Below are 23234 nucleotides of genomic sequence, written 5' to 3' on the forward strand. Positions count from 1 at the left end.
TCATGACAGCGTGGCTTGCGGCGCTGGCGGGCGTGCTGCTCGGCGCCGCGTTGGCCTGGGCGCTGGCGCGCGGCGCGCCGCGGCGAGAGGTCGAGGCCGCCACGCAGGCGGCGCGCGCCGCGGCGGAGGTGGAGCTGGCGCGGCTTGGTGAGCGGCTGCGCGCCGCCGAGGCGCAGGCCGCCGAGCTGCGCCAGCGCTGGCAAGAAGCCGCCGCCGCCGCCGAGCGCCACCGCGAGGCGCTGGATCGCGCCAGCGACGAGGGCGCACGGCTGCAAGAGCGCGCCGCGCGCGTGCCGACGCTGGAGCAGGAGCTGGCGCGCGCGCAGGAGGAGCTGCGTCGGCTGCAGGCGCAGCAAGCCGCGCTGCAAGCCCGGCTGCAGGAGCAAAGCGCCGCGTTCGAAGAGCAGCTTAAGCTGCTGCAGGACGCCCGCGCGCACCTGACTGAGCAGTTTCGCAACCTGGCGCAGGACATCCTGGACGAGCGCGCGCGCCGCTTTGACGAGCACAGCCAGACCCAGCTGCAGACGCTGTTGGAGCCGCTGCGCGAGCGGCTGGCGCAGTTTGAGCAGCAAGTGCGCCATGCCTACCAAGACGAAAACAAAGAGCGCGTGGCGCTGCGCGCGCAGGTGCAACAACTCATGGAGCTCAATCGCCGCTTAAGCGACGAGGCCCACCACCTGACCCAGGCGTTGCGTGGCTCGGTCAAGGCGCAGGGTCACTGGGGTGAACTCATCTTGGAGCGTGTGCTGGAGATGAGCGGCCTGCGCCGCGGCGCCGAATACCTGACCCAAGACGCCCAGGCCCACCCCGAGGATGGGCGTCGCGTGGTGCCGGATGTGGTGATTTTGCTGCCACAGGGTCGCCGCTTGGTGGTGGATGCCAAGGTGTCGCTGCGCGCGTATGAGCGCTACACCGCCGCCGACGACGAAGCGTCGCGCCGCCAGGCCATGCAGGCGCACCTGGCGGCGCTGCGCGCGCACCTGCGCACCCTGGCCGACAAGCGCTATCAGGCGCTGCACGGCGCGGCCGGACTGGATTTTGTGCTGGCGTTTGTGCCGATCGAGCCGGCGCTGACGCTGGCGCTTGCCCACGAGCCAGGGCTGCTGCAAGAGGCGTGGGAGCGCAACGTGCTGCTGGTGGGCCCCTCCACCCTGCTGTTTGTGCTGCGCACCGTGGCGCATCTGTGGCGGCAGGAGGCGCAAAGCCGCAACGCCCAAGAAATTGCCCGCCGCGGGGCGGAGTTTTACGACAAGCTCAGCAGCTTCGTGGAGGACTTTCTCAAGATCGGCGAGCGGCTGGAGCAAGCGCGCTCGTCCTTCGATGCGGCGCGCGGCAAGCTGGCCACTGGGCGGGGCAACCTCATCCGTCAAGCGGAGCAACTGCGTGAGCTGGGGGTGCAGCCCAGCAAGGCGCTGCGACCTGCGCTGCTCGAGGAAGCCGAGGGCGAGTCGGCGCTGCCGGCGTCCCTGTCGTCGGCGGGGGCAGGCGGCGCAGCCTCGCTGCCGGCGACCCGACCCGATTAGGATCAAGCCTATGCATGCGCACCCGCACCACCACCACCACGGGCACGCTGAAGGCAACCGGGCCTTTGCGTGGGGCATTGGGCTGAACCTCGGCTTTGTGGCGCTGGAGGCAGGCTGGGGCTGGCACGTCGGCTCGCTGGCGCTGCTGGCCGACGCCGGGCACAACCTCAGCGACCTGGCTGGCCTGCTGCTGGCTTGGGCCGCAGCGCTGATCGCGCGTCGTCGGCCCAGCCCGCGCCACACTTATGGTTGGAAGCGCGCTGGCGTGGTGGCGGCCTTGGTCAACGCCTTGCTGCTCCTTGCGGCGATGGCTTGGTTGGCCTGGGAAGCGGTGCAGCGCTTGGGCTCGCCGCAGCCTGTGCCCGGTGGGGCCGTGATGGCGGTGGCGGCGCTGGGCATCCTCATCAATGGCGGCACCGCGCTGCTGTTCTGGCGCAGCCGCCATCATGACCTCAACCACCGCGGCGCGTTCTGGCACATGGCCGCAGACGCGCTCGTCTCCGCTGGGGTGGTCGTGGCCGGCGCGTTGACGTGGTGGCAGGGGTGGACATGGGTGGATCCCGCCGTCAGCTTGGTGATCGCCGTGGTCATCGTGGCGGGAACCTGGGGCCTGTTGACCGAATCGCTGCATTTGCTTTTCGACGGCGTGCCCGCGCACGTCGATGCGGCGCAGGTGCGCAGCTTTTTGGCCGCCCAGCCGGGCGTGCAGGCTGTGCAGGATTTGCACATCTGGGCCATGGGCGCGCGCGAGGTGGCGTTGACCGCCCACCTGATCATGCCCCATGGGGGAGGCGACGATGCGTTTTTGCACGCCACCGCCGCGGCGCTGCGCGAGCGCTTCGGCATCGATCACACGACGCTGCAGGTGCAACGCAGCGCTTCGCCACGGGCGTGCGATACCCCTGTGCCCGTTGTGCCGGCCTGCGCGGCGCACGCGCACGGATCCACCGGTTAGAGCGCCCCTGGGGCGGCTGTCACTGCAGCGTCATGCGGGTTCGTTACCGTTCAGAGCCTGCAAGCATTGACGGGCTTGCGAGCCTCAAATCAACGAATCATGACGGAGGGATCGATGCACAGCATCAAGAAAAGTCTGCGCTGGATGGCGCTGTCGTTGGCGGCTGCAGGGGGGTTGGCGGCATGTGGAGGCGACGACGGACCGCTGTATCGCACGTTGGACGGCATGCCGCCGATCGTCATCGGGCACCGCGGCGCGTCGGGCGAATTGCCTGAACACACGTTGGAGAGCTACCTGCGGGCCATTGAGCAAGGCGCGCAGTGCATCGAGCCCGATTTGGTGATGACCAAAGACGGCTATTTGATCGCCCGTCACGAGCCGATGTTGGATGACACCACCGATGTGGCTGAGAAGTTTCCCGCATCGCGCAAGCGCACGATGAATGTGGATGGCGAGTTGATCACGGCCTATTTCGCCAGCGACTTCACGTTGGCCGAAATCAAGACGCTGCGGGCCAAGCAGCCGCGGGCCAATCGCCCGCAGCAGTTCAACGGGCTCTACAGCATCCCCACCATCGAAGAGGTGGTGGCGCTGGCCAAGCAAGAAAGCGCGCGGCGCGGTCGCACCATTTGCGTTTACCCGGAGTTGAAGCACTCCACGTTCCACGCGCGCGAGGCGGGTTTTGGCGCCAATGTCTTTGAAGACAAATTGTTGGCGGTGCTGCACGCTGCTTACGGCAACAGCCAATCGGCGCCGGTCTTTATCCAGTCGTTTGAGGTCGGCAACCTGCAATACCTGCGCACCAAGACGCAAATGAAGCTGGTGCAGCTCATCGATGCGGACGACGTCAACGATGATGGCAGCATCAAGCTGGCTCCGCCTTACCACAAGCCGTATGACTTTGTCGTCAAAGGCGACCCCCGCACCTTTGCCGATCTGCTCAAGCCCGAGGGGCTGGCGTTGATCAAAACCTACGCCGATGGCGTCGGCCCTTGGAAGCCGTATTTGGTGCGCACGGTGCAGGATGGCGTGGACCGCAACGGCGATGGCAAGGTGACCATCAACGACCGTCGCGTGGTCGGCAGCACGGGCGTGATCGAGGCCGCGCATGCGCAAGGGTTGTTTGTGCACACCTGGACGTTTCGCAACGATGCCAGCGGCTATGGCTTTAGCGATCCGAAGGCCGAAATGCAGTATTACATGCGCCTGGGCGTGGATGGCGTGTTCACCGACTTTCCGGCCACCGGCGTGGCGGCGGTGGCTGGCTTGTAACAGCCGCGGTCGGCGCGCCTGGAGCTGAAGCGGCCCGGCCCCGCTGACCGTTGTGCCCTTGGCCGCGTTTGATGCGGCGCCTGTTTCATCGAACAGGCGCCGCATTAGTTTTTTGAATGCCCCTTGCAAAGAAGCGTTGCGGATACGGGATAACCCTAGGAGGGAGGCGGCGAGCAGTTTTGTTCTCGTTACGATCCGTCGCGCTCGTTGGCGGGCGCTGTTTGCGCGCCGCAAGCCGAATTCAGGGGTTCCCCGAAAGGACACGCAACGATGATGAGGGTGGAAGCGCCGATCGTGATCATGTTTGGCCTGTATCTGGGCGGCATGCTGTTGGTTGGCTGGCTGGGGTGGCGCGCCACGCGCAGCTTATCGGACTACATTCTGGGCGGACGCCGACTTGGTGCCTGGGTGACCGCGCTGGCCGCGGGCGCTTCCGACATGAGCGGCTGGCTGCTGATGGGGTTGCCCGGCGCGATTTTCTTGTCGGGCCTGTCAGAGGCGTGGATCGCTGTGGGCCTGGTGGCGGGCGCGTATCTGAACTGGCGCTGGGTGGCAGCGCGTTTGCGCTTGTATTCAGAACATGCGGGCAACGCGCTGACGCTGCCAGACTATTTCGCGCAGCGCTTTGGGCGTCAAGGCGCGGGCTTGCGTTCGGTTGCGGCGGTCGTGATTTTGTTGTTTTTTACCCTTTATGCCGCTTCGGGGGTGGTGGCCGCCGCCCGATTGTTTGAGAGCATGTTTGGGCTGCCGTATGCCACGGCACTGTGGGTCGGCGCGCTGTGCACCATGGCCTATGTGCTGATTGGCGGTTTTTTGGCGGTGAGCTGGACCGACACCATCCAAGCGTCGTTGATGTTTGGCGCGCTGGTGCTGGCGCCGGTGATCGTGATGGAGGCGTTGGGCGGGCCTGCCGCGAGCGTCGCTGCCGTGGCGCAAACCCACCCTGAGCATTGGAATGTTCTGGGCAAGCTGGATGCGATCGCCATCGTCTCATTGCTCGCTTGGGGGCTGGGTTACTTTGGGCAGCCGCATATCTTGGTGCGCTTCATGGCCGCGGAATCGGCGTCGGCCATGGGCCGCGCGCGGCGCATCGGCATGACGTGGATGGTGCTGTGCCTGGCAGGGGCGGTGGCGGTCGGCTTCTTTGGTCGGGCTTATTTCAGCGCTCATCCCGACCTAGCCGCGGATGTGGCGGCCAATCCGGAGCGGGTGTTCATCGAGCTGGCGCTGGTGTTGTTTTCGCCGTGGCTGGCGGGCATGCTGCTGGCGGCGGTGCTGGCGGCCATCATGAGCACGCTGTCGGCCCAGCTGTTGGTGTGCTCCAGCGCCTTGACCCAGGATCTTTACAAGCCCCTGCTGCGCCGCCCGGCGTCCGACCGGGAGCTGGTATGGTTTGGCCGCGCCACCGTGCTGGGGGTGACCCTGGTGGCCATCGCGCTGGCCGCGGACCCCAACAGCCGCGTGCTGGGCATGGTCAGTTACGCGTGGGCAGGCTTTGGCGCCGCGTTTGGCCCGGTGGTGCTGCTGTCGCTGCGCTGGCGCCGCATGACGGCCCGCGGCGCGCTGGCTGGCATGGTCGCGGGGGCGGTTACCGTCGTCGTCTGGAAGCAAGGCGGCTGGTGGGGCCTTTACGAGATAGTGCCAGGCTTTGCATTGGCCACGTTGGCCATCCTGATCGTCAGCTGGCTTGATCGCCAACCCGAGCCCGGCGTGCTCGCCGCGTTTGACGAAGTGCAGCGGCAGCTGCGGGCCACGGCGGCAGCGGGCGCTCGGTCGCTTCCGCGCTGACGATGACGCCGCCGCCCAGGCACACCTCGCCGTCGTAGAGCACCGCGCTTTGGCCCGGCGTGACCGCCCATTGGGGTTGCTCGAATGCCAGGTTGAAGCGCTCGCTGTTGGCGCCTTCGGGCGAAAACGTCAGCGTGCACGCGGCCTCGGTTTGGCGGTAACGGGTTTTGGCCTGGTAACGACCTGTGGCAGGCGGCGCTCCAGCGATCCAATGCGCTTGCTCGCTGTGCAGCCAGCGCGACCACAGCCAGGGGTGATCGTGCCCCTGCACCGCCCACAGCAGGTTGCGCGAGCGGTCCTTGCGCGCAACAAACCAAGGAGCGTGGCGTCCGGGCGCGCCGCCATCATGGCCCCGCACCCCGCCAATGCCTAGACCTTGGCGCTGCCCTAGGGTGTAAAAGCTCAAGCCGACATGGCGTCCGATTTCGCGCCCTTGGTCGTCCACGATCGGCCCAGGTTGGCCGTGTAAGTAGCGTTGCAAAAAGGCGCGAAACGGTCGCTCGCCGATAAAGCAAATGCCGGTGGAGTCTTTCTTGCATGCATTGGGCAAGCCGATTTCAGCCGCCAGGCGGCGCACCTCGCTTTTGTGCAAGTGTCCAACCGGAAAGCAGGCGCGCGCCAGTTGCGCCTGGTTGAGGCGATAGAGAAAATAGCTCTGGTCTTTGAGCGGATCGACGCCTTTGAGCAGCTGATACCTCACGGCCTCGGCTGGGAGTTGCCGGGCTTTGTCTTCGGGCAGCGGTTGGCCTCGTAAAGCGTCAACTGCGCGCAACCGGGCATAGTGCCCGGTGGCGATTTTTTCCGCGCCCAGGCGCATGGCATGATCCAAAAACGCCTTGAATTTAATTTCGGCGTTGCAGAGGATGTCAGGGTTGGGGGTGCGGCCGGCTTCGTATTCGCGTAGAAATTCCGCAAACACGCGGTCTTTGTATTCGGCAGCAAAATTGACGTGTTCGATGTCGATGCCGATGACGTCAGCCACGCTGGCCGCGTCCAGCCAGTCCTGACGGCTGGTGCAATGTTCGCTGTCGTCGTCATCCTCCCAATTTTTCATGAACAGGCCGACCACCTCGTGGCCTTGCTGCTTGAGCAACCAGGCGCTGACCGCAGAGTCCACGCCGCCGGAAAGGCCCACCACCACGCGATATTTGGCCATCGCGCCACCCAACCCGGCATTCAGGACGGCTCGTCCATCAAGCTCTGCAGGTAATTTTGCAAGCCAACCTTGTCGATCAGCTCCAGTTGGGTTTCAAGAAAGTCGATGTGCTCTTCGGTGTCTTCCAGAATGTGCAAGAGCAGGTCGCGCGAGACATAGTCGCGCGCGTTTTCGCAGGTTGCGATGCCGTCTTTGATCGTTTTTTGCGCCTGGCGCTCCAAGGTTAGGTCGGCTTGCAGAATTTCGGGAACGTTTTCGCCAATGTGGAGCTTGCCGAGATCTTGCAGATTGGGCAGGCCGTCCAGCATGAAGATGCGCTCCATCAGTCGGTCGGCATGCTTCATTTCGCCGATCGATTCGCTGTATTCTTTTTTGGCCAGCCGCTTCAAGCCCCAGTGGTCGAGCATGCGGTAGTGCACAAAATACTGGTTGATGGCGGTCAGCTCATTTTTCAGTTGCGCTTGCAGCGCCGCCATGACTTCCGGGGTGCCTTGCATGATGAGTGCCTCTGCTTGGAATCGAAATGGATTGCAGCCGTTTTGATGATAGCAGAGGCGCTGCGCTGGCAGGGCCGCAGCGGCCCAAGCCCCCCGCAAAGCCGCGGGAGCCTACGCGGACAGCGGCGCGACGTCGAGGCAGGCTGCGGCGTCCGCAGGGCAAACTGTCAAAGGGGCTGACGGCCCGTTCCGGGCGTCGGTGAGGGTTTGCCACAGGGCCCGGGCACAGGGCTCGCAGCGTCCGCAGCCGGTGGCCACCCCGCGTTCGAGCTGCAAGGCCTCAAACGTCCGGCCTTGGCGGGCGAACGCTTGAAACTCGCGGTCGCTAACCCGATGGCAGACGCAAACGATCATAGTGCTGCAGCCCTGCTCTACACAACGCCAAAGTTTATTCAAATGATAGTGATTTGCAATGACCTTGAGGCGTTGAGGGGCTTGAAGGTGACAGGCTCGCGGCGGCTGCCACGCTAGCCGCGCACCTCGCCCTCGCCCAGCACCACGTACTTCAGCGAGGTCAGCCCCGCCACGCCGACCGGGCCGCGGGCGTGGAACTTGTCGGTAGAGATGCCGATCTCGGCGCCCAGCCCGTACTCGAAACCGTCGGCGAAGCGCGTGCTGGCGTTGACCATCACGCTGCTGGAGTCCACTTCGCGCAAGAAGCGCTGCGCGTGCCGGTGGTCGGTGGTGAGGATCGCGTCGGTGTGGTGGCTGCCGTAGCGATTGATCCAGTCGATCGCCTCGTCCAGCCCGGCCACCACCTTGACGCTGATGATCGGCGCCAGGTACTCCTCGAACCAGTCCTGCTCGCTGGCGTCCTTCAGCACCGCGCCCGGCACGTCCTTCAGAATCGCCTTGGCCTCGGGGCAGCAGCGCATCTCCACCCCCTTGGCGGCGAACACCGCGCCGATGCGCGGCAGGAAGGCCGCCGCCACCCCGCGCGCCACCAGCAGGCTCTCGGTGGCGTTGCAGGGGCTGTATTTCTGCGTCTTGGCGTTGTCGGTGACGCGCACCGCCATGTCCAGATCGCACGGGTCGTCCACGTAGGTGTGGCAGTTGCCGTCCAGGTGCTTGATGACCGGCACCTTGGCCTCGCGGCTGATGCGCTCGATGAGGCCCTTGCCGCCGCGCGGGATGATGACGTCCACGTACTCGGGCATCGCGATCAGGCGGCCCACCGCCTCGCGGTCGGTGGTCGGCACGAGCTGCACCGCCTCCCGTGGCAGGCCGGCCTGCTGCAGCGCCTGCTGCACCAGCGCCGCCAGCGCCCGGTTGCTCTCCAGCGCCTCCGAGCCGCCGCGCAGGATGCAGGCGTTGGCGCTCTTGATGGAGAGGCTCGCGGCCTCGATGGTGACGTTGGGGCGGCTCTCGTAGATCATGCCGAAGACGCCGATCGGCACGCGCATCTGGCCGACGCGGATGCCGCTGGGCTGCTGCTGCAGGCCGATGATCTCGCCGATGAGGTCGGGCATGGCGGCTAGCTGCTCGCAGCCCTGCGCGCAGGTCTCGATCACCTTCGGCGTCAGCGTCAGGCGGTCCACCATCGGGTCGTTCAGGCCCGCCTCGCGCGCGCGCGCCACGTCCAGCGCGTTGGCCTGCAGCAGCGCGTCGGTCTGCGCGCGCAGGGTCGCGGCCAGCGCGCGCAGGGCAGCGTTGCGGGCCGCGGTGCTGGCGCGCGCCATCTCGCGCGCGGCGGCGCGGGCCTGCCGGCCCAGGGTGGTCATCAGCTCGGTGACGTCGGCGTTGCTCATGGGCGCGATTGTCGCACCCGCGCGGCGGCACCGCCGCGGCGGCGCGGCTCGGCCGGGGCGCGGCTGTGCGCGTTGTTGTGCTGCACCAGCCGCTGCAGCAGGGCCATGAACTGCACCTGCTCCGCCGCATCCAGTGGCGCCAGGATGCGCGCCTGCGCGCGCTGCATGTCCGGCACCACCTGCGCCAGCAGCGCGCGGCCGGCCTCCGTCAGCGTCAGCCGCCGCACGCGCCGGTCGGCCGGGTCCGGCTCGCGCCGCAGCCAGCCGCGCGCCTGCAGCCGCTCCACCACGCCGGCGGTGGTGGAGGTGTCCTGCGCGATGCGTCCGGCCAGCGAGCGCTGGTCCAGCCCCGGCTCGTTGTGCACCGCCTGCAGCGCCGCGTACTGCACCGGCGTGATGCCGTGCGCGGCGGTCTCCTGCAGGAAGATGCCCACCGCGATCTGGTGCAGGCGGCGGATGGCGTGGCCCGGTTGGGCGTTGAGGTCGATGTGCGGCGCTTCGGCGGCCATGGCGCGATTGTCCCGGCAGCGCGGCGTCGCCGCCACCGACTCCTGGTAAACCCGGATGGGCAGGCGTGGCAAGGTTGCTACACTGATCGTTAGTATGCTGATCAAATGCCCGCTCGCCGTTCCCGCGGCCGCGGCCCTTCCCCGGAGGCGCCCCCCATGAACCGATACGCGACTTCCCTGCCGGTGCTGGTGGTCGGCGGCGGCATCGGCGGCTTGGCCGCCGCGCTGGCGCTGGCCCGCCAGGGTTACGAGGTGCGGGTGTTCGAGCAGGCCGCGCAGATCGGCGAGATCGGCGCCGGCATCCAGCTCGGCCCCAACGCCTTTGCGGCGCTGGACGCGCTGGGCGTCGGCGAGGCCGCGCGCCGCCGCGCTGTTTACATCGACGAGCTGGTGATGCACGACGCGTTGGACGCCGCGCTGGTGGGGCGCGTGCCCACCGGCGCGGCGTTCCGCGCCCGCTTCGGCAACCCTTACGCTGTGATCCACCGCGTCGACGTGCACACCTCGCTGCTGGAGGGGGCGCAGGCCAGCGAGCGCGTGCGCTTTCACACCGGCACCCGCATCGTGTGCGTGGAGCAGGACGATGACGGCGTGACGGTGGAGGACCAGAGCGGCCAGCGCTGGCGCGGCCAGGCGCTCATCGGCGCCGATGGCGTGCGCTCGGTGGTGCGGGCGCAGTACGTCGGCGATCCGGCGCGCGTCACCGGCCACGTCGTCTACCGCGCCGTGGTCGACGCGCACGAATTTCCGGACGATCTCAAGTGGAACGCCGCCAGCCTGTGGGCCGGCCCGAACTGCCACCTGGTGCACTACCCGCTGCGCGGCGGCGCGCAGTACAACGTGGTGGTCACCTTCCACAGCCGCCAGCCCGAGGAGTGGGGCGTCACCGAGGGCAGCCGCGAGGAGGTGCAGAGCTACTTCCAGGACATCCACCCGCGGCCGCGCCAGCTCATCGACCTGCCCAAGAGCTGGAAGCGCTGGGCCACCGCCGACCGCGAGCCGATTGCGCAGTGGAGCTTCGGCCGCGTCACGCTGCTGGGCGACGCCGCCCACCCCACCACGCAGTACATGGCGCAGGGCGCCTGCATGGCGCTGGAGGACGCCGTCACGCTGGGCGAGGCGCTGCGCGTGCACGGCGGCGACTGGGGCCGCGCGCTGGATCTCTACCAGCGCTCGCGCGTGGCGCGCACCGCGCGCATCGTGCTGTCCAGCCGCGAGATGGGGCGCCTCTACCACGCCAAGGGCGTGGAGCGGCTGGTGCGCAACGAGCTCTGGAAGGGCCGCAGCCCCGAGCGCTTCTACGACGCGCTGGAGTGGCTGTACGGCTGGACCGTGGAGCGCTGCCTCGCCAGCTCCGCCTGACCGCTTGCCCGCCCACCGTGCATCCGGCATCCGCCGCCACCCACCTCCCACCCCCGCACGAGGAGCCTTCCGTCATGGACACCCTTGGAACCCTGGACGAACTGCCCGCCGACTACCGGGCCGCGCTGCAGGCGCGCCACCTGGTGCCGCTGTGGCCCAGCCTGCGCGCGCTGCTGCCGCCGCAGCGGCCGGCGCAGCGCACCCGGCCCGCGCACTGGGCCTGGCGCGACCTCGAGCCGCTGCTGCGCCGTACCGGCGACCTGACGCCGATCGAGAAGGCCGAGCGCCGCGTGCTGGTGCTGGCCAACCCCGGCCACGGGCCGCAGGCGCTGCAGGCCAGCCCGGCGATCTACCTTGGCATGCAGCTGCTGCTGCCGGGCGAATGGGCGCCGAGCCACCGCCACACCCCCAACGCGGTGCGCATGGTGGTGCGCGGCGAGGGCGCCTGGACCGCGGTGGACGGCGAGCGCTGCCCGATGCAGCGCGGCGACCTGATCCTGACGCCCACCGGCCTGTGGCACGAGCACGGCCACGACGGCACCGAGCCGGTGGTGTGGCTGGACGTGCTGGACCTGCCGCTGGTGGTGGCGCTGGAGGCCAGCTACCACGAGGCCGGCGCGCGCCAGGCCACCCAACCCCACCACGGCGAGCGCGCGCACGTGCGCGCCGGCGTGGCGCCGCAGCCGCTGTTTACCCCCCCGCGTGGGCGTGCCGCGCGCCACCCGCTGCTGCGCTACCCGTGGCAGGAGGTGCGCGCCGCGCTGCGCAGCCTCGCGGCCGACCAGCCCGCGCTGCAGGTGCCTCAGGTCACCTACGTCAACCCGGTCACCGGCGCGGACGCGCAGGCCATCCTCGGCTTTCACGCGCTGATGCTGCGCCCGGGGCAGACGCTGGCGCTGCCGGCGCGCTCGCCGGCGCAGGTGCTGCACGTCATCGAGGGCGGCGCCACCGTGCAGGTGGAGCCGCCCGCCGGCGCCGCCTTCGCCGCCGCGGCGTTCGAGCTGGAGGAAGCCGACACCTGCGTCGTGCCCGGCTACACGCCGGCCGTGCTGCGCAACCGCTCGGCCCGCGAGCCGGCGTTCCTGTTCGTCGTCGACGAGGGCCCGCTGCACCGCAAGCTCGGGCTGTATGAGGTGCGCCCCGACCCCGCACGGCCCGAGCTCGACGCCCTGGCCGACGGCTCGGCCTGACGCCGCGTCCCTGCCGGAGCTTCCTTCACTCCCTGCTATCCTACCTTCCATGACCACCTACCTCTGGACCCCGCCCGAACCCGCCTCGCTGCCCCAACGCGGCAGCACCGTGCGCCTGCCGGTGCACCGGCTGTTCTTCGTCGGCCGCAACTACCACGCCCATGCGCGCGAGATGGGCGTCACCGTCGACAAGGCCAGCGCGCGGCCGTTCTACTTCACCAAGTCACCGGTGCACCTGCTGCCCGGCGGCGCCACGCTGCCGTACCCGCCCGGCACCGCCGACTTCCACCACGAGATGGAGCTGGTCGTCGTGCTGGGGCGCGGCGGCTTTCAGGTGCCGCTGGAGCGCGCGCACGAGCTCGTCCACGGCTACGCCGCGGGGCTGGACATGACGCGGCGCGACGTGCAGCTGCGCCTGCGCGACAAGGGCCACCCGTGGTGCCTCGGCAAGGACGTCGAAGGCTGCGCGGTGTGCGGCGAGGTGACGCCGATGCCGGGCGTGGCGCTGAATCGCGGCGCCATCACGCTGGAGGTCAACGGCGCGCTGCGTCAGCGCGCGGATCTTGCGGACCTGATCTGGAGCGTGCCGGAGCTGATCGCCGATCTGTCGCAGTTCTACCATCTGCAGCCGGGCGACGTCATCTACACCGGTACGCCGGAAGGCGTCGGCCCGGTGGCGCCGGGCGACCGGCTGCATGGCCGCATCGACGGCGTGGGCGAGGTGGAGCTGACGGTGGGTTCGCCCGAGCGTTGAGGCTGCGACGAAGATCCTGGCGATCCGCTAAGGCGCCTGCGCCGCCCACGTCACCAACGCGCGCAGCGCGTCGCGCCCCTGCTGGGCTTGCGGGTGGTTGATCACCGCCACCACCACCCGCCGCGTGCCGTCCGGTCGGTGCACGTAGCCGGCCAACGCTTGCACATCCGCCAGGCTGCCGGTTTTGAGGTGTGCGGCCACGCCACGATCGGCCCAGCGCGCCAGCGTCCCGTCCACCCCCAGCCGCGGCAGCGTCGCCGCGAAGTCCGGCCCCCACGGCTGCGACCACGTCCACTGCAGCAGCCGCGCCAGCGCTCCGGCCGTGACGCGCTCGTCGCGGCTCAATCCCGCGCCGTTGACCACGCGCGGCGCCGGCGCGTCCGGCCCCAGCCGCTGCCGCCACCAGCTCTGCAGCGCGGCGCGCGCTGCCTCCCACGTCGCCGGCGCCTCGTCCGGGTCGCGCCCGGCCCACGCCAGCGCCAGCAGCACGTGCTGCGCCATGGCGTTCTGGCTCAGCTTGTTGACGTCGCGCACCACCTCCGCCAGCGGCGGCGACGGCCACGTCAGCCGCAGCCGCGCCTTGGCTGGCGTGGCGCCGTCGCGCACCCGGCCACCTAGCGTGCCGCCCACCGCGGCCCAGGTGCCGGCGATGGCCCGGCCGGCGAAGGCCGTCGGTTCCGGGTACGCCAGCGGCCAGGCGCGCTCCCCGCACGCCGCGGGGTAGCGCCCTGCGAGCCGCGGCTGGCGCGCATCCGTCCAGTCCGCGCGCAGCGCGGCGCGCCAGTCCTCGCACGGCCCTTCTGCCAGCGGCACCGCCTCCGGGAAGGCCACGTCCGCCAGCGGCGGCTCCACTTGCACCCGCGCCACGCCTGCCGCCGGATCTGGCGTGAACGTCAGCACCTGCGCGCCGAAATTGATCAGCAGCGCATCCGGCCCGACGTTGTAGGGCCGCAGCGGCTCGCTGTCGAAGGCGGCCGGATCGTGCGGCGGCAGCGCAAACGCGGTGCGATCCAGCACCAAGTCGCCGGCCACGTGCCGGATGCCCAGCCCCCGCACGCGCCGCAGCAACAGCCACAGCCGCTCCGCCACCAGCCGGGGGTCGCCGCCGCCGCGCACGATCAGGTCGCCGCGCAGCGTGCCGCCCGGCTCCAGCGCGCCGGTCGTGTAGATGCGCGTGCGCCAGGTCCACGCCGGCCCCAGCAGGTCCAGCGCCGCGGCGGTGGTGACGAGCTTCATCACCGAGGCCGGGTTGGTTTCCGCCTCCGCCCGGTGCGCCAGCCGCAGCGCCCCGCCCGGCACGGCGTCGGCCACCACCGCCGCCAGCGCCGTGGCCGGCAGACGCGCGCGCTGCAGCGCCGTCTCAACCCCAGGGGGCAGGTGCGGCGTCTGCTCCGCGTGAGCGGTCTGCCGCAGTCCGATAAGGCCATCGGCTGCCGCCGCGCTCAACGCCAGCAACAAGCTTCGCCGTCTCACTGTGCCTGCTCCAACCGGATGCATCAACAAAAAGCCGCCAACGCATCCGCGTTGGCGGCAAGCATGTTGTCAAACCCTTGGAGGGAAGCGGCTCAGCGCCGCAATCAGAAGGTGTGCTTCAGGCCCACCGCGTAGATGTTGGTCTTCACCTTGTCGGTCACCGGCACATCTTCCGCCTTGGTGGCGTTCACGCCAGCATACACCGTGGTGCGCTTCGACAGGCTGTAGGCCAGCGCCGCGCCAAAACTGTTGGCCTTGCCAACTTTGATGCCGTCTTCTTTCAGCGTGGTGCGGCCGTAGCCAGCCGACAGCGCCAGGTTGGAGGCCAGCGGCACGTTCACACCCAGCTCCCATTCGTTGGTTTTGCTGGTGGTGCCGGGCGCCTTGTCCTTGAGCTGGCCATACGACGCCAACAACTTCACCGCGCCCAGGTCATAGGAGCCGGCCAGACGGGTCGCCGTCGTGTCGCCGCCGGCGGTGTCGTTCTTGGCGTAACCCAAGCCAACGGCCAACGGACCCTCCTCATATTTGCCGCTCAACGACCACAGCTTGCTGGCCTTGGTAGTGGCGGTCTTGTCCTCGCCGAAGCTGTAGCTGACCGCGCCGCTGAAGCCGCCGATGGCCGGCGTGATGTATTTGACCGTGTTGTTGAACGAGTCGGAGAAGAAGGTCGAGGCGAAGATGTTGTTGATCGGCGCCAGATCGGAGTCGAACACCGAAGCCGCCAGCCCGCTCACGTCGTCGAACGCGCTGTAGGCTTTGCCCAGCTGCACTTCACCGAAGCCGCCCGACAGACCCACCCAAGCCTGGCGGCTGAACATCTTGCCGGCTTGCGCTTGCTTGCCGTCGTCGAGGTTAAAGCCTTGCTCCAGCTGGAAGTTGGCTTTCAAGCCGCCGCCCAAGTCTTCCGAGCCTTTAAAGCCGAAGCGGCTGTTGCTGAAGCCGCCATCGAACAGGCCGGTTTGGCTGGCCGGATAAACTTTAACGCCGTTTTCTTTGACGGTGATCTGACCGAACCAAAGGTCGGCCACACCATACAGTTGCACGGACGATTGCGCCATGGCGGCGCTGCAGGCGCCAGCCACCGCCAGCGCGATCAGCGATTTTTTCATCAGAGTGCTCCTTGAGGGACTGAGGAGTGCGTCAACTGCACAGATTGCAGTTTACGCCTGATTGCCCGGCCTAGCATGTTTGGGTGACATTTTTGTTGCGGTGCCGCAACGCCGTCGATGTTCCTTCCCGTGCCAGGCCGGGTTATAGGCCGCACAAGCCAAAACAGCCGCGTGGTGCGCGGCTGCGCGGGATCGAATGAGCTTGGGGGTTGACTCAGAAGCGGTGCCGCAGGCTCAAGCCCAGCGCGGTGCTGTCGGCCCCTGCCTGCCGGGTGACGCCGCCCAGGTAACCGTTGCCCCCGGGCGCGGCCTGCCCATTTTTGCGGTTGTCAAAACGCGCCAGCACGGCGTTGAGGTCGGTGCGCTTCGACAGCGCGTAGGTGTAAGCCAGCCCATAGGAGCGGGCGTCGGCGTCGTAGCTGGTTTTTTCGTTGCGGTTCGTGAACGCCACCGTCACGGTGTGCGGGCCGGTGGTGATCCGGTAGCCGATGTTGAACAAGTCGAAACGCTGCTTCAGCGCGTTCACGTAAGCGTTTTGCACCAGCGTGGCCGCTGGCGCTGGCACGCCGCCTGCGATCAGTGTGGCGGCGATCGACGACAGGTTGCTTGGGTGGTCGTCGCGGTGGCGCGAATACACGGCGCTGAGCTTGCCGGGGCCCGCGTTGACCCAGCCGCCCACGGTGGTGGTGGTCAGGGATTTTTGCCCCAGCTCGTTGTTGCGGGTGTTGTAGCCCAGTCCAACCGCGTAGCCATCGCCTTTATAGATGCCCATCAGGCCGGCAAAGCGCAGGTTGGAGGTAGAACTGCCCGTTTCGCCAAAGCCATACATCAACGCGGCGGTGACGCCGCCGGTTTGAACGCGATACTGCAGCGCGTTGCTGTAGCGGATGTCAAAGCCGGCCGGAATGGCGGCCAGCTGCCCGGCGGCCAGTGGCGACTGCGTCTGCATGGCGTCGAACTCTGCCGACACCTCATAGTCAGGGGTGTACATGCGTCCGGCCAGCACGGCGCCCGCCGGTGTGATGAGGCCCACGTAAGCCTGGCGGTCGAACAGGGCGTTGTTGAGGTTGACGCCCAGCACCTGGTTGGCGATCGAGGCGTTGACGGCGGTCACGGCAGGTGCCAACGCGGCCGGCAAGCCCAACGCGGCCGGCGTGGCGATGCGGTCCGGCACCTGATTGCCCGAGATCGGACGGTTGGAAACGGCGCCGGTGTCGGCTTCCAGGCGGGATTCCAGCGTGAAGATGGCTTTGAGGCCGCCGCCAAGGTCTTCGGTGCCTTTCAGCCCCCAGCGCGAGCCTTCCATCAGACCGCTGGTGACCTGCGTCACGCTGCCTTGTTTGAGTCCGGTGACGCGCGTAACCCCAACATCGAGCAAGCCATACAGCTGCACGCTGGACTGCGCAGCCGCCAGGCCGCTGCACGCCACGCTGGCGGCCAACGCCAGCGCGCGAGGGAACAGAGGAATGGATGCCATAAGCGAGTGACCTCCTGCACGGGATGGGTGGTAAGGGGTGGCGCGCACGTGCCGGGCGGCTTGGCATGGGCCGCCACGCTGCTTGCAGTATCGACCAAAATCGAACGGACGTTCACTTTTTTGTTGCTTGAGCGTCACAGGGGTTTTCCCGGGGGGCTCGGAGGCCTTGGGGTGGGCTGGAGGCGCTTCACACTGTTGTGCTCGCGCAACGTTTCGGCGGCTTGGCGCGGGCCTCGGCTTGGGCTGGACGGTCAAGATCTGGTTAAATCGGGGTGCGTCAGGGGTGTGCGTCCACACCTGAAGTGTGAGACTGGCCCCGTTGGCGATTCGCTTGTCAAACCTTTGGAGAGTCTTCAAATGAAACGAACCCTTGTGGCGTTGGCCGCCTTGGCCGCGGCTGGCGTGGCCTCGGCGCAGTCGTCGGTGACCCTGTATGGCCGTTTGGACGCTTCGCTGGTCAACACCACGACCAAGTTGAACGGTGTCAAGCAATATCCAGCGACCAAGACCGGCATCGATTCCAGCCAACTGAGCACCCAGTTCTGGGGCATGCAAGGCACGGAAGACCTGGGCGGCGGTCTGAAGGCGGTCTTCAAGCTGGAAAGCAACTTCAACATCGACGATGGCACGCAAGACACCAACGGGTTGTTCGCGCGTGAGGCCAACGTCGGTTTGACCGGTGGTTTTGGCGGTATCCGCCTTGGCCGCGTGTATCACGCTTACGATACCTTCTTTGGTGCGGTGAACCACACCGATAACACCAACATCAACGTCTCGACCGACGTGGCGCGTGTGGGTTTGGATCATTATGCTGTGCGAACCAGCAACGGCATTCGCTATGACTCGCCGAAGTTTGGTGGCGTGCAAGTCGCGTTCACCTACGGGTTTGGTGAAAACAAAACTGCTACGCAGTCGGCGGCGGATCAATACAGTTTGGCCGTCTGGTATGCCGATGGACCGATCACCGCAGGTGTGGCCCACCAGCGCCGTGAATTCCAAGGTCAGCCCGATCTGAAGCACACCGTCGTAGGCGGTGGTTACGACTTTGGTATGGTCAAGCTGGTGGCCTCTTACCAAGAAGCCCGTCGCACCGGCACCAAAGACCGCGACTGGCAGCTGGGCGTGAAGGTGCCGATGAACGCGTTCACCTTCTACGTCGGTTACGCGGACAGCGACAGCAAGACCGGTCCGACCAAGCTGAACGCGGATGGTTGGGCGCTGCTCGGCACGTATGCGCTGTCGAAGCGCACCACCGCGTATGTGGGCTACGAGCGTTTCGATCGCGAAGAGATCATTAACAACGCTCGGGCCAAGCGCAAAGTGGACAACCTGGCCATCGGGGTGCGTCACACGTTCTGATCGGCGGTTGGCTGCTTGATCAGATTCAGTCGCAAACCGGCGTGCGCGAGCGCGCCGGTTTTTTGTTATCAGCCGTTGGTCTTATCGTATGCGTATGGTGCACCTCGCTGACCGCCGCAAGCTGCCCATCGGCATCCAGACCTTCGCCAAGATCCGTCTGGAGGGGCACTACTACGTGGACAAGACACCGCTGATCGCGCGGCTGGCGGATCAAGGCGGGGCCTACTTCCTCTCCCGCCCGCGCCGCTTCGGCAAGAGCCTGCTGCTGGACACCATCGCCTGCGCGTTCGAGGGCAAGCGGCAGCTGTTCGATGCGCACGACGGCGCGGATGGCACGGCGCCGCGAGAGAAGCTCTTCCTGGCCGACCACTGGGACTGGGCCAAGCCCCACCCGGTGATTCGGCTGAGCTTTGCCGCCGGGCGGCTGCAGCGGCGCGAACAGCTGGAAGAGCACATCCACGCGCAGCTGGAGGCCAACGCCCGTCATCTGGGCGTGGAGCTTCCGCCGCCGCAGACCGACATCCCGCTGCGCTTCGATGCGCTGATCGAGCGCGCCGCTGAGACCCACCACCGCCAGGCCGTGGTGCTGGTCGATGAATACGACAAGCCGATCCTCGACAACCTCGAGGCCCCCGACATCGCCCGCGCCATGCGCGAGGGCCTGCGCAACCTCTACAGTGTCATCAAGGGAAGAGACGCCGACCTGCGCTTCGTGCTGCTGACCGGGGTGTCCAAATTCAGCAAGGTGTCGATTTTTTCAGGTCTCAACAACCTCTACGACCTGACGCTGGATCCCGAATACGGCACGCTCTGCGGCTACACCGAGGAGGATATCGACACGGTGTTTGCGCCGGAGCTGGAGGCTGCGGCAGCTGAGGGCCAGCCTCTGGACCGCGAGGAGATCCGGCGCTGGTATAACGGCTACCGCTGGGGTCCGGTGAGCGTTTACAACCCGTTTGACGTGCTGCTGCTGCTGCGCAATCGGCAGTTTCGCGCGCACTGGTTTGAGACCGGCACGCCGACCTTTCTGGTGCACTGGCTGCGCGGCAAGGGTTTTTTCACGCCGCGGCTGGAGCGCATGCTCGCGGAAGAGGATTTGCTGTCGGCCTTCGATGTGGACGACATCGCCGTGGAGGCGATGCTGTGGCAGACCGGCTACCTGACGATCCAGCGCATGGAAAACTGCGGCGGGCTGCTGAGCTATGAACTCGGCGTGCCCAATCGCGAAGTGCGCGGCGCGCTCAATCGCGCGTTGCTCTATTTTGGCTGGTACCCGGCCGAGCAGCGCCAGTTGCTGCAGCCGCGCGCGCTTTATCAGATGCTGCTGCAAGCCGACACCGACGCCCTGCGCGCGCACTTCGAGCGGCTCTACGCCAGCATCCCGCACGACTGGGTGCGTGCCAACCCCATCGCCCAGTATGAGGGCTACTACGCCAGCGTCTTCTACAGCCACTTGGCAAGCCTGGGCCTCGACATCGTGCCGGAGGAGGTCTCCAACCCGGGCCAGTGCGACCTCGTCATCCGCCATGCGGGCCGTGCCTGGGTGATCGAGTTCAAGGTGATCGATGGCGAAGCCCCCACCGGCGAAGCGATGCGGCAACTGAAGGCCCGCGACTACGCGGCCAAATATCGCGGCGCGCCGGGCATCACGGAGGTGATCGAGCTGGGCGTGGAGTTCAGCCGCGCCAAGCGCCAGATCGTGGGGTGGGAGGTGGCGCGCACGGCTGGCGGGGCGGCGCGGCTTTGACCATTTTGAAGCTAGCGAAACCTCCAACAGGCCGGAGGTTGTCGGCGGCAAAGGCCCTGGATCACGACGCCGCGGCGTAGGGCGTGCGGTCAGGCAGCGGTTGGCGCCAAGCGATCAGCAGCCAGCCGCACGCCAGCAGCATTCCGGCGAGAAAGACGGCGTGCGGCCCGTGGCGCTGGGTCAGCCAGCCGCCCAGCGCTCCGCCGGCAAACAGCCCCACCGACTGCAGTGTGTTGTATACCCCCAGCGCCGCGCCACGGGCGGCTGGGGGTGCCAGCCGTGAAACCAGGCTGGGCTGACTGGCTTCGAGCGTGTTGAAGCCGGTGAAAAAAACCGTCAGCGCCAACGCCAGCAGGGCGATGCCCGCCCCATGCGTTTGGGCCCACGCCAGCAGCGCCTGCGCCAGCAGCAACAGGGCGATGGCGGCGCGCAGCACGGCGCCGAGGTGTCCGCGTCGCTCCCAGCGAAACAGGACACCGCCCATGACAGCAAAGGAAATCAGCAGCGCCGCCAGATACACCTGCCAGTGCTGGCTTTTCGGCAAACCCGCGGCCACCAGCAAACCGGGCACTGCCACCCACAGCGCTGTCTGCAAAGCGTGCAAGGCCAGCACGCCAAGATCCAAGCGCAGCAAGGCAGGGTCGCGCAGCACGCCCCAAAGGGCGGCCCTGGGGGACGTCGAAGTCCCTGCTGAGCGTGGCGGCTCCGCCGGCACGATCCAGGCCACGGCGGCCATGCCAAGGAGGGTCAGCGCCGCGGTGAGCCCGAACAGGCCCGACAGCCCGATCCATGCCGCCAGCGGCGGGGCGGCCACCAAGGAAAGCGCAAAGCTCAGCCCAATGCTGGCGCCCACCAGCGCCATGGCTTTGGTGCGCACGGTGTCGCGCGTGAGGTCGGCCAACAGCGCCGTCACCGCCGCGGAGATCGCGCCTGCGCCTTGCACCGCCCGTGCCACGGTGAGCCACGCCAGCGTCGGCGCCCATGCGGCCAGCACGCTGCCCAGCCCGAACAGCGCCAGCCCTGCAAGGATCACCCGCTTGCGCCCCCAGCGGTCGGATGCCCAGCCCAGCGGCACCTGCAGCGCCGCCTGCACCAGCCCGTAGATGCCCAGCGCCAGCCCAACGTGGGCGGGGTGCTCGCCGCCGGGTAGGCGCGCCGCTTCCAGCGCAAACACCGGCAACACCAAAAAGAGCCCCAGCATGCGCAACGCGAACACGCCAGCCAAGGCGAAACTGGCGCGGCGTTCCGCAGGCAGCATCCGATGCGGATCAGCGGCGTGGGTCACGGCAGGAAGAACAGTGACAGGGCGGCTGGCGCGCTGCCAGGCGCCACGAAGTTAGGGGCGGCATCTTGGCCAAAATCCCAACTATACCGCCAGGCGCGGCTCCAGCGCTCGCGGGTGACCTTGTGATCGGTGGGGTTGCCAGGGCGCAGGCCTCAGCGCGCGAAGCGCCGCCGCGTCAGTGCCAGCGCCACCCAGAACGCCGCGAGCGCATAGCCGGCCAGCACCGCCACGTGCCGCGCCGCCTCGGCCGGCCAGTGGTCCAGAAAGAGCGGGCGCACCAGCTGCACCGCGTGCGTCAGCGGCAGCGCCGCACCGACCGCCTGCACCCAGCCGGGCAGCTGCTCGCGCGGGAAGAACACGCCCGAGACGAACGTCATCGGCGTCAAGAACAGCGTGAAGTAGTAGGTGAAGAAGTCGTAGCCCTTGGCCAGCGCGTTGAAGATCAGCGCCAGGCTCGCGAACGTCACGCCGGTCAGCGCCAGCACCGCCCACGCCAGCACGAGCTTGGGGCTGTGGCCGATGCCCAGCAGCAGCATCACCAGCAGGATCGCGCTGGCGGCAAACAGCGCCTTGAACGCCGCCCACAGCATCTCGGCCAGCACAATGTCCTCCAGCGTCACCGGCGCGTTGAGGATGCCGTCCCAGGTGCGCTGCACGTGCATGCGCGAAAACGCCGAATACAGCGCCTCGAAGGTGGCGGCGTTCATCGTGCTCATGCAGATGCTGCCGCTGGCCAGGAACACCAGGTACGGCACCGGCTGCGCATCGCCGCCGGGCAGCAGCAACGTCACGCTGCCGACCAGCGCGCCGAGCCCATAGCCGAACGCCACCAGCCAGATCAGCGGCTCGGCGATGTTGCCGACCAGGCTCGGAATCGCCAGCTTGCGCCAGACCAGCAGGTTGCGCCGCCACACGGCGACGAAGCGCGCGCCGGGCCGCGGCGGCCCCCAATGGGCGGAGTTGAGCAGGTCACGCATGCGGTTCATCCTTCGGCGCGGATCTGCCGCCCGGTCAGGCGCAGGAACAAATCCTCCAGATTCGCCGGTCGGTGCAGCAGGCGCAGCCGCGGCCGGCCCGCCAGCCGCGCCAGCAGCGGGCGCGCGTCGCGCGTGTAAAGGAAGGTCGTCTCGCCGTGCGTCTCGATGCGGCCGGCCAGCGCGCGCGCCTGCTCGTCCAGCAGCGCGGCCACGTCCGGCTGGCCCTGCTCGCCATAGAGCTCGATCACCTCCGGCTCCACGTGCTGCGCGATCAGCGCGCGCGGGGCGCCTTCGGCGATGCGCCGGCCGTGGTCCACGATCACCAGCCGGTGGCACAGCCGCTCGGCCTCGTCCATGAAGTGCGTCGTCAGCAGGATGCTCTTGCCCTGCTGCAGCAGGCGCTGCAGCCGCTCCCACATCAGGTGGCGCGCCTGCGGATCCAGCCCGGTGGTCGGCTCATCCAGCAGCAGCAGCGCCGGGTCGTTGACGAGCGCGCGCGCCAGGCTCAGGCGCCGCCGCATGCCGCCGGAGAGCTCCCCGGGGCGCGCGTCGGCCTTGTGCGAAAGCGCCGCAAAGTCCAGCAGCGGCCCGATGCGCGCGCGCAGCGGCGCGTCCGGCAGGCCGAAGTAGCGCCCATAGACCAGCAGGTTTTCGGCGCAGGTGAAGTCCGGGTCCAGCGTGTCGAACTGCGCCACCACGCCGAGCCGCGCCTTGACCGCGCGCGCCTGCTGCGGCATCGGCAGGCCGAAGACGCGCACCGACCCGGCGTCCGGCGCCACCTGCCCCAGCGCCATGCGCAGCGTGGTCGTCTTGCCGGCCCCGTTGGGCCCGAGCAGCCCGACGCACTCGCCCGGCTCGATCGCAAACGACAGATTGTCCACCACGGCGCGCCCGCCATAGCGCTTGGTCAGCCCGTCGATCTGCAGCAAAGCCTCGGTCATGGGGGGCATTGTGCCGTGGCGGGCGTGCCCACGCCGGTACGCCGGTGTCGCCGGGGTATCTACCGGTTCATTTCTCGATAGATATACTTGCAAGCACGTATATCCATCG

At 68.0% G+C, this 23234-nt stretch carries 19 protein-coding genes and 1 pseudogene; 9 read left to right on the plus strand and 11 right to left on the minus strand.

Translation table 11 applies throughout. The features are described 5' to 3' along the window. The first annotated feature begins 2 nt into the window (after positions 1-2). The 4 genes from Talka_RS07875 (at position 3) to putP (ending at position 5538) form a co-directional block, all read left to right on the plus strand. Positions 3-1523, plus strand: coding sequence for a DNA recombination protein RmuC (locus Talka_RS07875; RefSeq protein WP_221933871.1), 1521 nt, complete (start codon positions 3-5; stop codon positions 1521-1523). A gap of 10 nt (positions 1524-1533) precedes the next feature. After that, entirely contained in the window at positions 1534-2478 is a 945-nt protein-coding gene (locus Talka_RS07880) for a cation diffusion facilitator family transporter (protein WP_143890571.1), read from the plus strand. A gap of 114 nt (positions 2479-2592) precedes the next feature. Beyond that, positions 2593-3750 carry a glycerophosphodiester phosphodiesterase gene (locus tag Talka_RS07885; RefSeq protein WP_143890572.1) on the plus strand — a complete coding sequence of 386 codons (1158 nt, stop codon included), beginning with the start codon at positions 2593-2595 and terminating at the stop codon, positions 3748-3750. Positions 3751-4023: 273 nt separating this feature from the next. Continuing rightward, positions 4024-5538 carry a sodium/proline symporter PutP gene (gene putP, locus Talka_RS07890; RefSeq protein WP_143890608.1) on the plus strand — a complete coding sequence of 505 codons (1515 nt, stop codon included), beginning with the start codon at positions 4024-4026 and terminating at the stop codon, positions 5536-5538. On the opposite strand, the gene mnmA is transcribed toward putP, so the two are convergent. The 5 genes and pseudogenes from mnmA to Talka_RS07915 form a co-directional block, all read right to left on the minus strand. Continuing rightward, positions 5429-6694, minus strand: a complete 1266-nt coding sequence (gene mnmA / locus Talka_RS07895; protein ID WP_143890573.1) for a tRNA 2-thiouridine(34) synthase MnmA — start codon at positions 6692-6694, stop codon at positions 5429-5431. The two genes, putP and mnmA, sit on opposite strands and share 110 nt — an antisense overlap. A 20-nt stretch (positions 6695-6714) precedes the next feature. Beyond that, entirely contained in the window at positions 6715-7191 is a 477-nt protein-coding gene (gene bfr / locus Talka_RS07900; protein ID WP_143890574.1) for a bacterioferritin, read from the minus strand. A gap of 219 nt (positions 7192-7410) precedes the next feature. Next, positions 7411-7545: pseudogene (locus Talka_RS12100) on the minus strand ((2Fe-2S)-binding protein); the annotation flags it as partial. Positions 7546-7658: 113 nt separating this feature from the next. Next, on the minus strand, positions 7659-8939 hold the full coding sequence (locus Talka_RS07910; RefSeq protein WP_143890576.1) for a glutamate-5-semialdehyde dehydrogenase: 1281 nt from the start codon (positions 8937-8939) through the stop codon (positions 7659-7661). Continuing rightward, positions 8936-9520 carry a MarR family winged helix-turn-helix transcriptional regulator gene (locus tag Talka_RS07915; RefSeq protein WP_342781057.1) on the minus strand — a complete coding sequence of 195 codons (585 nt, stop codon included), beginning with the start codon at positions 9518-9520 and terminating at the stop codon, positions 8936-8938. Before Talka_RS07915 ends, Talka_RS07910 begins: the two co-directional genes overlap by 4 nt. A gap of 84 nt (positions 9521-9604) precedes the next feature. Between Talka_RS07915 and Talka_RS07920 the strand changes: the two genes are divergently transcribed. The 3 genes from Talka_RS07920 (at position 9605) to Talka_RS07930 (ending at position 12754) form a co-directional block, all read left to right on the plus strand. Continuing rightward, a complete protein-coding gene (locus Talka_RS07920; protein ID WP_143890577.1) occupies positions 9605-10810 on the plus strand; it encodes a 3-hydroxybenzoate 6-monooxygenase in 1206 nt (401 codons plus the stop codon). A 74-nt stretch (positions 10811-10884) separates the two neighbouring features. Continuing rightward, a complete protein-coding gene (locus Talka_RS07925) occupies positions 10885-12000 on the plus strand; it encodes a cupin domain-containing protein (protein WP_143890578.1) in 1116 nt (371 codons plus the stop codon). 49 nt (positions 12001-12049) lie between these two features. Then, complete coding sequence (locus tag Talka_RS07930; RefSeq protein ID WP_143890579.1) at positions 12050-12754, plus strand: fumarylacetoacetate hydrolase family protein; 705 nt, start codon at positions 12050-12052, stop codon at positions 12752-12754. A gap of 27 nt (positions 12755-12781) precedes the next feature. Here Talka_RS07930 and dacB read toward each other — a convergent pair whose 3' ends face one another. The 3 genes from dacB to Talka_RS07945 all read right to left on the minus strand — a co-directional run bounded on the left by dacB (position 12782) and on the right by Talka_RS07945 (position 16816). Next, on the minus strand, positions 12782-14227 hold the full coding sequence (dacB, locus tag Talka_RS07935) for a D-alanyl-D-alanine carboxypeptidase/D-alanyl-D-alanine endopeptidase (RefSeq protein ID WP_185970098.1): 1446 nt from the start codon (positions 14225-14227) through the stop codon (positions 12782-12784). A 104-nt stretch (positions 14228-14331) separates the two neighbouring features. Next, positions 14332-15339, minus strand: coding sequence for a porin (locus Talka_RS07940; protein ID WP_143890581.1), 1008 nt, complete (start codon positions 15337-15339; stop codon positions 14332-14334). A 214-nt stretch (positions 15340-15553) separates the two neighbouring features. After that, entirely contained in the window at positions 15554-16816 is a 1263-nt protein-coding gene (locus Talka_RS07945; RefSeq protein ID WP_143890582.1) for a porin, read from the minus strand. 357 nt (positions 16817-17173) lie between these two features. Here Talka_RS07945 and Talka_RS07950 point away from each other — a divergent pair, with 357 nt between their 5' ends. Beyond that, complete coding sequence (locus Talka_RS07950; RefSeq protein WP_143890583.1) at positions 17174-18175, plus strand: porin; 1002 nt, start codon at positions 17174-17176, stop codon at positions 18173-18175. 94 nt (positions 18176-18269) lie between these two features. Next, on the plus strand, positions 18270-19922 hold the full coding sequence (locus tag Talka_RS07955) for an ATP-binding protein (protein ID WP_143890584.1): 1653 nt from the start codon (positions 18270-18272) through the stop codon (positions 19920-19922). Between the two features lie 61 nt (positions 19923-19983). Here the strand turns inward: Talka_RS07955 and Talka_RS07960 are convergent, their stop codons facing one another. The 3 genes from Talka_RS07960 to Talka_RS07970 form a co-directional block, all read right to left on the minus strand. After that, positions 19984-21180, minus strand: a complete 1197-nt coding sequence (locus Talka_RS07960; RefSeq protein ID WP_143890585.1) for an MFS transporter — start codon at positions 21178-21180, stop codon at positions 19984-19986. 179 nt (positions 21181-21359) lie between these two features. Further along, positions 21360-22184 (minus strand): ABC transporter permease, encoded by an 825-nt coding sequence (locus tag Talka_RS07965; protein WP_143890586.1) that lies wholly within the window; start codon positions 22182-22184, stop codon positions 21360-21362. Between the two features lie 5 nt (positions 22185-22189). Beyond that, entirely contained in the window at positions 22190-23125 is a 936-nt protein-coding gene (locus tag Talka_RS07970) for an ATP-binding cassette domain-containing protein (protein ID WP_143890587.1), read from the minus strand. Between the last annotated feature and the right edge of the window lie 109 nt (positions 23126-23234).

It is taken from the genome of Tepidimonas alkaliphilus (assembly GCF_007556595.1).
Lineage (GTDB): Bacteria > Pseudomonadota > Gammaproteobacteria > Burkholderiales > Burkholderiaceae_C > Tepidimonas > Tepidimonas alkaliphila.